This is a genomic window from Ferrovibrio sp., from assembly GCF_002796975.1.
In the GTDB taxonomy this organism is placed as follows: Bacteria; Pseudomonadota; Alphaproteobacteria; order Ferrovibrionales; family Ferrovibrionaceae; genus Ferrovibrio.
Genome location: NZ_PEKV01000018.1, coordinates 78680 through 87522, shown reverse-complemented (window position 1 = coordinate 87522; position 8843 = coordinate 78680). Strand labels below are relative to the sequence as shown.

Genomic DNA, 8843 nt, shown 5'->3' with positions numbered 1-8843 from the left:
GTGTCAGATGCCCAGCTTGGCGATACCGGCGCGGGCGATGATCGCATCATCGCTCGACTTCACGCCCGACACGCCGACGCCGCCGATGCAGACGCCATCCACGATGATCGGCTCGCCACCTTCCAGCAGCACCAGATCCGGCACCGACAGGAACGCATTCCGACCGCCGCCGACAATGTCTTCCAGCGCCTTGGTCGGCTTGCGCGAGAAGGCAGCCGCCTTGGCCTTGCCCTGGCTGATATAGGTCGACTGGATATGCGCGCCGTCGAGGCGCTGGAAGTGCAGCAGATGGCCGCCGTCATCGGTGATGGCGATGCTCACCTTCCAGTCGTTCTTCTTGGCTTCCGCTTCGGCGCCGGCGGCAATGGCCTGCACATCGGCAAGCGTCAGGACTTTACGCGTGATCATACAAAAACTCCCCCATGTTATTCGGCCGCGTCACGGCTCGATTTTTTCAGGGCCGGGGCACTGCGTTGCGCCGCCGGCTTGAGATATTCCTTCAGATACTGGCCAGTATAGCTGTCCTTCACCTTGGCGACATCCTCCGGCGTGCCCTGGGCAACCACACGGCCACCGCCGCTGCCGCCCTCAGGGCCCATATCGACAATCCAGTCGGCAGTCTTCACCACCTCAAGATTATGCTCGATCACGATCATGGTGTTGCCGGAATCGACCAGTTCGTGCAGCACTTCGAGCAGCTTGCGCACGTCCTCGAAATGCAGGCCGGTGGTCGGCTCGTCCAGAATGTAGAGCGTGCGGCCGGTGGCGCGCTTGGACAGTTCCTTGGCCAGCTTGACGCGCTGCGCTTCACCGCCCGACAGCGTGGTGGCCGACTGGCCGATCTTGATATAGCCCAACCCGACGCGGTTCAGCGTCTCAAGCTTCTCGCGGATGGTGGGGACGGCCTTGAAGAACTGGGCGCCGTCTTCCACCGTCATGTCGAGCACGTCGGCAATCGACTTGTCGCGATAGTGAATCTCCAGCGTCTCGCGGTTGTAGCGTTTTCCCTTGCAGACGTCGCATTGCACATAGACGTCGGGCAGGAAGTGCATCTCGATCTTGATCAGGCCGTCGCCCTGGCAGGCTTCGCAGCGACCGCCCTTGACGTTGAACGAGAAGCGGCCGGGCGCGTAGCCGCGCGTCTTGGCTTCGGGCAGGCCGGCGAACCAGTCGCGGATCGGGCCGAAGGCGCCGGTATAGGTGGCGGGATTGGAGCGCGGCGTGCGACCGATCGGCGACTGGTCGATGTCGACAATCTTGTCGAGCCATTCCAGGCCCTCGATACGCTCATGCGCGCCCGGCAGTTCGCGGCTGTTGTTTAATTTACGCGAGATCGCCTTGTACAGCGTCTCGATGGTCAGCGTCGACTTGCCACCACCCGAGACGCCGGTCACGCAGGTGAACAGCCCGAGCGGGAAATCGACCGACACATTCTGCAGGTTGTTCGCCTTGGCGCCGATTATCTTCAACTGCTTGTTCGACACACGCTTGCGGCGCTGCTTGGGAATGGCGACCGACCTTACGCCGGTCAGATACTGGCCGGTGACCGACTTCTTCGCCGCCATGATGTCTTCGGGCGTGCCTTCGGCAATAATCTCGCCGCCATGCACGCCGGCCGCCGGGCCCATGTCGATCACATGGTCGGCGGTGCGGATCGCCTCTTCGTCATGCTCGACCACCAGCACGGTATTGCCGATGTCGCGCAGATGCACCAGCGTCTCCAGCAGCTTGGCATTGTCGCGCTGATGCAGACCAATCGAAGGCTCGTCCAACACGTAGAGCACACCGGTCAGGCCAGAGCCGATCTGTGAGGCGAGGCGGATGCGCTGGCTTTCGCCGCCGGACAGCGTGCCGGACGAGCGCGACATCGACAGATAATCGAGGCCGACATTGACCAGAAAACCGAGGCGATCGTTGATCTCTTTCAAGATGCGCGCCGCGATATCCTTCTCTTTCGGCTTCAGCTTCTTGGTCAGGCCGAGGAACCAGTCGCGCGCTTCGACAATCGAGAATTCGCAGACCTGGCCGATATGCAGGCCACCGACCTTCACCGCCATGGCTTCGGCCTTGAGGCGATAACCGTTGCAGGTTTCGCAGGCCGTGGCCGACTGGTAGCGCGACAGGTCCTCGCGAATGGTATCGGATTCGGTTTCGCGCCAGCGCCGCTCCAGATTGGGCAGCACGCCTTCAAACGGCCGCTTCACCGTGTAGGTGCGCATGCCGTCGTCGTAGCTGATCGGAATGATGTCATCGCCCGAACCATGCAGGATGGCGTTGCGGGTCTTTGCCGGCAGCTCCTTCCATTTGGTGCTGAGTGAGAACTTGTAGAATTTCGCCAGGCCTTCCAGCGTCTGCAGGTAGTAGGGCGAGGGCGTCGCGGCGCGCGACCATGGCACGATGGCGCCTTCCTTCAGAGAGATGCCTTCTTCCGGCACCACCATGGCGGCATCGAAATACATCTTCGAACCGAGACCGTCGCAGGTCGGGCAGGCGCCATGCGGGCTGTTGAACGAGAACAGCCGCGGCTCGATCTCCTCGATGGTGAAACCTGAGACCGGGCAGGCGAATTTCGCCGAGAAGATCGTGCGCTCGTCCTTATCGGCATTCTCGGCGAAGGCGATGCCGTCGGCGAGGTTCAGCGCTGTCTCGATGGAATCCGCCAGCCGCGACTTGATGTCGGAGCGGACGACGACGCGGTCGACCACCACTTCGATATCATGCTTCAGCTTCTTGTTCAGCGCCGGCACTTCGGCGATCTCGTGGAGCTTGCCGTCGACCTTCACGCGCTGGAAGCCGCGCTTCTGCAGATCCTGCAGCTCCTTCCTGTACTCGCCTTTGCGTCCGCGCACGATCGGCGCGAGGATCAGCAGGCGCGTCCCTTCCGTCATGCCCAGCACGCGATCGACCATCTGGCTGACCGTCTGGCTTTCAATGGGCAGGCCGGTGGCCGGCGAGTAGGGCACGCCGATACGCGCAAACAGCAGGCGCAGATAGTCGTAGATCTCGGTGACGGTGCCGACCGTCGAGCGCGGATTCTTCGAGGTGGTCTTCTGCTCGATGGAAATCGCCGGGCTCAGGCCGTCGATATGATCGACATCGGGCTTCTGCATCAGTTCGAGGAACTGGCGCGCATAGGCCGACAGCGATTCGACGTAACGGCGCTGCCCCTCGGCATAAATCGTATCGAAGGCCAGCGACGATTTGCCCGAACCCGACAGGCCGGTCAGGACGGTCAGCTTGTCGCGCGGGATGTCGACATCGACATTCTTGAGATTGTGCTCGCGGGCACCGCGAACCGAGATGTACTTCTGCATAGGATAAACGCCGTATCTGGGGGGCCGATTATTGCTCTTTTCAGGCCGGGCTTTCATTATGTACCCGACTCATGGTACAAGATCACTACGTGAACGGATAGGGGTTATAATATGGCTGGCAGCGTCAACAAGGTGATCTTGGTTGGTAATCTAGGGCGCGACCCCGAAATCCGCAGCATGCAGTCGGGCGAAGAGATTGCCCAGCTGTCGCTGGCGACCTCGGAAACCTGGCGCGACAAGGCCTCGGGCGAGCGCAAGGAGCGCACCGAATGGCACCGGGTCGTTATTTTCAACGAAAATCTGGTCAAGGTGGCCAAGTCCTATCTGAAGAAGGGCTCCAAGGTTTACATCGAAGGCTCGCTCCAGACCCGCAAGTGGACGGACAAGGACGGTGCCGAGAAATACACTACCGAAGTGGTGCTGCAGCGCTTCCGCGGCGAACTGACAATGCTAGATGGCCGTGAGGGCGGCGGTGGCGGCGGCGGATCATACGGCGGCGGCGGGGACGATTATGGCAGCAGCGGCAGTCAGGGCGGTGGTTCCGGCGGCAGCTACGGCGGTGGCGGCGGCCGTTCCTCGGGCGGCGGCGGTGGCGGTTCGGCGCCGCGCCGCGACGACATGGACGACGAAATTCCGTTCTGATCCATCAGTAGCGGACATATAAGCAGAAAGGGCGCAGCCGCAAGGCCGCGCCCTTTTGATTTCCAGCCTCAGCGAGGCGTCAGCGTTTCAGGATGGATGTGAGCACAACCCCGAGGCCGGCGGCGATCCCGATGCTGGCGAGCGGATGTTTGCGCGCCAGCGGTTCGATCTCGTCGCGCAGCTTGTCGATCTCTTCCTGCAGGCCGTGCTTGGGCCAGTAGGTCCAGAGCAGAGCCGCAACAATACCGAGGAAGACAATGAAGCCGATCAACGTCGCGCCCGCCGCCGCCGCCGCCCAATGCGGCGTCATCGAGGTACCGTAGCCGAGAAACAGCGCCCAGCCGAACAGGATGAAACTGGCTGAAAGAGCGGCAAAGGCGACAATACCCAGCGCGGCCACCACGGCGAGGCGCCGCTTCTGCCGCTTGGATGCAGCCGCCTGCAGCCCGCTCAGCAGCAAGCCGGGCAGCAGGGTCGCCATCGCGCTCATGATTTAGCGGCGCAGCAGGACGGTGAGCAGGGCGCCGGCCGCAAAGGCTGCGAGCAGGCTGCCGGCCGGATGCTCCTGCACGGTCTCTTCGATGCGATCGATCGCCTCGCGGCCGTGGTCCTTCAGGTTGCTGCCCAGGTCGAGGATGCGGCTCTGCAACTGCGCCAGCTCGGCTTCGGCCAGCGCCGTACCGTCGTTCTTGGCGCGGGAGACGAGGGTGCCGAAATCGTTGCCCAGCTCCATCACCTGATTGCGCAGGTCGGAAAGCTCAGCCTCCGGGCTGCGGGGACGGCGGCGGGTGCGGTTGGTGTTTGCGGCGGTTGCCATGGGGGATGCTCCTTCGTTTTCTTATGGGTGTTCGGACGAACTCAATGCTTGCTCGGCTTCGGCCTCGCACGGCTGTCCGCGTCGACGAGGTCGTTCATCCAGGCTGCGACCTGGCGTTCGGCCTGGTCGGTGACGATGCCGTAGCGTTCCTGGATCTTGCCGACGAGCTGCTCGCGGCGGCCGGCGATGATGTCGAGGTCGTCGTTGGTCAGTTCACCCCAGCGCTCCTGGACCTTGCCGGTGAACTGCTTCCAGTTGCCTTCGATCCGGTCCCAGGAGGGCATAGCGGCTTTTGCATTAGCGGTAACACGATCCATGAAATGGCTCCTTTCAGATGTCTGGAGAATCAGCGGGCGGCCTGGGTTTTCTCCCATTCGTCCACCTGCTTCTCGGCTTCCTTTTTGGCGACGCCGTAGCGCTCCTGGATTTTGCCGACCAGCTCCTGACGTCTGCCGTTGATCACGGCGACATCGTCATCGGTCAGCTTGCCCCAGCGCTGCTTCACCTTGCCGGCGAACTGGTTCCAGTTACCCTCGACCTGATCCCAGGTACCGCTGGCGGCATGGGCGGCCGGCGCCATGGTCATTGGGGTGGCCGCGGCAAGCAGGGCGAGTGCGGAAACGGTTGCGATTACGATCTTGCGCATGGCGGTACTCCTTCTGGTGCTGGGGAGGTGCCAAGCTAACCGTGAGCGGATGCGGAAAGTTCCGCTCCACAGGCCGTTGTCTGGCTAATGTCACGAGGCAAGTGTCTGATTTGCAAGGGAATCGGGCAGGGACTGTGCGCTGCCGCAAGCGGCGCAGGGCACGCTGCCTGATGCTATTTTTGCTGTTTTTCCAGCAGCTTGGCCTGGTCCCAGGCGGCATCCATTATGGCTAGATCGCAATCTGCCAGTCGTTTGCCTTCTGAATTCAGAATGACTTCCATCTGGCTGAATCTACGCTCAAATTTCCGGTTTGCTGCACGCAGGGATGCTTCCGGATCGAGCTTGAGATGGCGCGCCAGATTGGCAACCACGAACAGGAAGTCGCCGAATTCCTCCTCGATCCCAGCTGAAGCGCCAGATTCAATCTCGGCCTCAAGTTCTTCCAATTCCTCGCGAATCTTCGCAAGCACAGGGCGCTTGTCCGGCCAGTCGAAACCGACCCGGGCGGCGCGGTTCTGTAGTTTCACGGCACGCAGCAGCGCCGGCAGGCCCTGGGTAACACCGGCCAGCACGGCGGACAGACCCTGGTCGACGGCGGCCTCGGCCTTGGCGGCTCGCTCGGCAGCCTTGATGCTTTCCCAGTTCGCGCTGACGGTTTCGGCATGCGCAGCGTCGACGTCGCCAAACACATGCGGGTGGCGGCGGATCATCTTGTCGGCGATGCCGGCGGCGACGTCCGGGAAGGCGAAAAGGCCGGCTTCCTCGGCCATGCGGGCATGAAACACGACCTGCAGCAGCAGGTCGCCAAGCTCATCCTTGAGCGCCGGTAAGTCATTGCGCGCAATGGCGTCTTCGACCTCGTAGGCTTCCTCGATAGTATAGGGCGCGATGGTCGCGAAGGATTGTTCGAGATCCCACGGGCAACCGCCATCCGGATCGCGCAGCCGCGCCATGATGCGCAGCAGATCGGACAGGCTGGTCAGGTCATGGGATACGGTCATGGCGGCCTCAGTGAATCAGTCCAGATATCCTGCGGGGATTGGTTGCCACCGCGCAAGCACGCCGGAAAATCGTGTTCCTTATATGTTTCACGTGAAACATCCCAGTTTTAACTGGCCGGGAGCGCCCGATTACATTACTGAAATTATCGGATAATGTATATTATGGAAAATATAGTATGATTGTTTTCCATATAGTTAGACTATTCTTTGCGTTATCAGCCGGCCGCGACCATGTGGTTATCCCATTGCAATTCGCCAGCCTCCGCCAACGTTGCCATGCTGCCGTTGTCGCCGAGCCGATACATGCTACCAAGTCCGTTCGACACCATGAAGCCTGCGTCAGGCTGCGCCGCGATCCCGCAGACGTCGCGCGCCTCGCCGACACGCGCCAGCGTCAGCCGCTCCATGTCCCAGACCAGTACCCGGTTGCCACGCGGACTGCTGACCGCCAGATAGCGACCGCTGCCGTCCATCGCCGCCGAGCCGCAATACTGCCGCATGGCGACCCGTTGGTCCTCGGGCATCGGCAGGTAGTCGAACCGGCCTGCCCCAGCCGGCGCGTCATGCAGGGCCACCAGCGGCACCTGGTCGGCCGCAGGGCCCTCATACTGCATGGCGACGGCGACCCGGCCGCGCCGGTCGATGGCGATATGCCGGATGCTGAGCTGGCGCAGCTCGGCCGCCGGGCGGACCTGTCGTACCAGGCTGCCATCGCGGGCATCCAGATAGACCAGCGACGGGTCCATGTCCGGGATGTTGAGCTTGAGCCGCGGCATGTCCGAACGCATCAGGATGCCGCCATTGGCCACCACGAGCGTCCGGTCATCCGGCATCAGGCGCACCTCATGTGGGTCCAGGCCGTGGGTCGGGACCTCGCCGACGCGCCTCCAGCCATCGCCGGCGTCATAGATGCCCAGCACGCCGTCGCCGGTCGACCCGACGGCCTCGGTGGCAAACATCAGCTTGCCATCGGCCGTGAAGGCGCCATGGCCGCAAAAATTCCGATCCTCGGCCGCCGGGATCCGATGCGAGGCCGTGCCGGCAACCGGATCGAAGACCAGCGCGTAGTCGCCCGGCCGGCGCGAGAACGCCACGGCGATGCGGCCGTCTTCACGTCTGGCAAAGCTATGGCCGCGCCCCGGCAGCGGCAACCGGTAGCGGATCTGACCATCGGCATCGAAACCGGCCAGACCGAAGCCGCCTTTCTCGCCATAGGCATTCACATACAGGCGCGTCCGTGCTGCCGCAAAAGCCGAATGTCCCAACATTGGCAGCAGGCTGGCGCCGCCAAGGACGGAAAGAGCCGAGCGACGCGTGATCATCGTTCAGTCTCCATCCAGTGCGTTGAAGCCGACCGGGATATCCAGCGCCAGCGGTAGACGATCACCCAGCAGCTTCTTCAGCGCCAGCAGTTCAGCGGCCAGCGCTTCGGCCTGCGGGCGCGCTTTGGCATCCTGCACGGCAATTTCGAGCGGGACCTTGATCGCATTGGCGGCTGTCACCGATTTGTTGAGACCGTCACGGATCGCAGCATCGACAGCCTTGTCGGCAACGGCGGCCGAGAAGCTGTTCAGATAGAGATCCTGCGCGGCAGCCAGATTGCGCTGGATGTTGCGCAGTGAACGTTCGCTGCGCCAGGATTCCGACAGCCGCGGCCTTGCATCCTTCAGTGTGGCGCCCAGCGGTCGCGCCAGCTTGTGGTCGGCCGCCAGTTCGATCGCCAGATACAGCGCCTTGAACAGCTCCAGCGTCGCTTCCTGCGGCTCGCGATACGGCGCATCGGGTTTGGCGGCATCCTGCATCACGGCGGAAAATGCCTTTTCGCCACCGTCACGCCACGCAATCCGGGTCTCCTTCGCCATCTGCGCCAGATTGAGCGCGATGGCTTCGACATAATGGCAGCGATAGGCCGCATCCGCGCCGGATTTCAGCTTGCTGGCATCCTCGCCGAAGATCAGTCGCTCCAATGCCGGCAGGCCCTGCGTGGCGACGCTGCCCTTGGCCAGCAGCTCGGGATCGACCGAATCGGACTGATGCTTCGACAGCAGTTCAGCCATCTGTTTGCCGATGGTGTTGCGCTGATCGGGCCAGAAGGCAAAACGCTGACTGCGAAAGAACCAGTCCACCGGGCCGAAACGCACATGCTGGATATCCTGCCAGGCATCCATCGCTTTGCCGAAAGCCGCCTGCAGATCGCCGACTGGCCTGGTCGCCGGTGCCGCACAATAAGTCTTGGCCGCATCGTTCAGACCGGCGGTCGCCGTCACCAGCGCGTCATACCGTGGCAGGATATGCTTCTCGATAGCAGCCTTGTTCAGCGTGACATAGGCGCCCGCCTCCACGGCATGGCCTGGATTGGCCGCGAGCAGCAGCAGGATGGCAAATGTGGAAGCAATCAAACGCATATTCGGGACTCCGGGAAA

The 8843-nt window shown here is 62.5% G+C and carries 10 protein-coding genes; 1 reads left to right on the top strand and 9 read right to left on the bottom strand.

From position 1 onward, the window contains the following. Positions 1–3 precede the first annotated feature (3 nt). Complete coding sequence (locus CTR53_RS18905) at positions 4–408, bottom strand: heme-binding protein (RefSeq protein ID WP_290817172.1); 405 nt, start codon at positions 406–408, stop codon at positions 4–6. 17 nt (positions 409–425) lie between these two features. Continuing rightward, positions 426–3314, bottom strand: a complete 2889-nt coding sequence (gene uvrA, locus CTR53_RS18900; protein WP_290817169.1) for an excinuclease ABC subunit UvrA — start codon at positions 3312–3314, stop codon at positions 426–428. A 111-nt stretch (positions 3315–3425) separates the two neighbouring features. Here uvrA and ssb point away from each other — a divergent pair, with 111 nt between their 5' ends. Next, a complete protein-coding gene (ssb, locus tag CTR53_RS18895) occupies positions 3426–3956 on the top strand; it encodes a single-stranded DNA-binding protein (RefSeq protein WP_290817167.1) in 531 nt (176 codons plus the stop codon). 79 nt (positions 3957–4035) lie between these two features. Here ssb and CTR53_RS18890 read toward each other — a convergent pair whose 3' ends face one another. From CTR53_RS18890 to CTR53_RS18860, 7 genes are all read right to left on the bottom strand, one after another. Further along, the gene (locus CTR53_RS18890; RefSeq protein WP_290817166.1) at positions 4036–4446 is read right to left on the bottom strand and encodes a hypothetical protein; all 411 of its coding nucleotides are present in this window, start codon (positions 4444–4446) and stop codon (positions 4036–4038) included. Between the two features lie 3 nt (positions 4447–4449). Further along, the gene (locus CTR53_RS18885) at positions 4450–4773 is read right to left on the bottom strand and encodes a hypothetical protein (protein ID WP_290817164.1); all 324 of its coding nucleotides are present in this window, start codon (positions 4771–4773) and stop codon (positions 4450–4452) included. A gap of 41 nt (positions 4774–4814) precedes the next feature. Beyond that, a complete protein-coding gene (locus CTR53_RS18880) occupies positions 4815–5057 on the bottom strand; it encodes a CsbD family protein (RefSeq protein ID WP_290817243.1) in 243 nt (80 codons plus the stop codon). Between the two features lie 62 nt (positions 5058–5119). Then, entirely contained in the window at positions 5120–5353 is a 234-nt protein-coding gene (locus CTR53_RS18875) for a CsbD family protein (RefSeq protein ID WP_290817240.1), read from the bottom strand. A gap of 239 nt (positions 5354–5592) precedes the next feature. Beyond that, a complete protein-coding gene (gene mazG, locus CTR53_RS18870; RefSeq protein WP_290817162.1) occupies positions 5593–6420 on the bottom strand; it encodes a nucleoside triphosphate pyrophosphohydrolase in 828 nt (275 codons plus the stop codon). Positions 6421–6635: 215 nt separating this feature from the next. After that, a complete protein-coding gene (locus CTR53_RS18865; protein WP_290817160.1) occupies positions 6636–7742 on the bottom strand; it encodes a DUF1513 domain-containing protein in 1107 nt (368 codons plus the stop codon). Between the two features lie 3 nt (positions 7743–7745). After that, positions 7746–8825, bottom strand: coding sequence for an imelysin family protein (locus CTR53_RS18860; protein ID WP_290817158.1), 1080 nt, complete (start codon positions 8823–8825; stop codon positions 7746–7748). Positions 8826–8843 lie beyond the last annotated feature (18 nt).

Excerpts from the sequence above, each read along its gene's own strand:
- CTR53_RS18905 (WP_290817172.1), bottom strand. The coding sequence starts at position 408 with ATGATCACGCGTAAAGTCCTGACGCTTGCCGATGTGCAGGCCATTGCC.
- uvrA (WP_290817169.1), bottom strand. The coding sequence starts at position 3,314 with ATGCAGAAGTACATCTCGGTTCGCGGTGCCCGCGAGCACAATCTCAAG.
- ssb (WP_290817167.1), top strand. The coding sequence starts at position 3,426 with ATGGCTGGCAGCGTCAACAAGGTGATCTTGGTTGGTAATCTAGGGCGC.
- CTR53_RS18890 (WP_290817166.1), bottom strand. The coding sequence starts at position 4,446 with ATGAGCGCGATGGCGACCCTGCTGCCCGGCTTGCTGCTGAGCGGGCTG.
- CTR53_RS18885 (WP_290817164.1), bottom strand. The coding sequence starts at position 4,773 with ATGGCAACCGCCGCAAACACCAACCGCACCCGCCGCCGTCCCCGCAGC.
- CTR53_RS18880 (WP_290817243.1), bottom strand. The coding sequence starts at position 5,057 with ATGCCCTCCTGGGACCGGATCGAAGGCAACTGGAAGCAGTTCACCGGC.
- CTR53_RS18875 (WP_290817240.1), bottom strand. The coding sequence starts at position 5,353 with ATGGCGCCGGCCGCCCATGCCGCCAGCGGTACCTGGGATCAGGTCGAG.
- mazG (WP_290817162.1), bottom strand. The coding sequence starts at position 6,420 with ATGACCGTATCCCATGACCTGACCAGCCTGTCCGATCTGCTGCGCATC.
- CTR53_RS18865 (WP_290817160.1), bottom strand. The coding sequence starts at position 7,742 with ATGATCACGCGTCGCTCGGCTCTTTCCGTCCTTGGCGGCGCCAGCCTG.
- CTR53_RS18860 (WP_290817158.1), bottom strand. The coding sequence starts at position 8,825 with ATGCGTTTGATTGCTTCCACATTTGCCATCCTGCTGCTGCTCGCGGCC.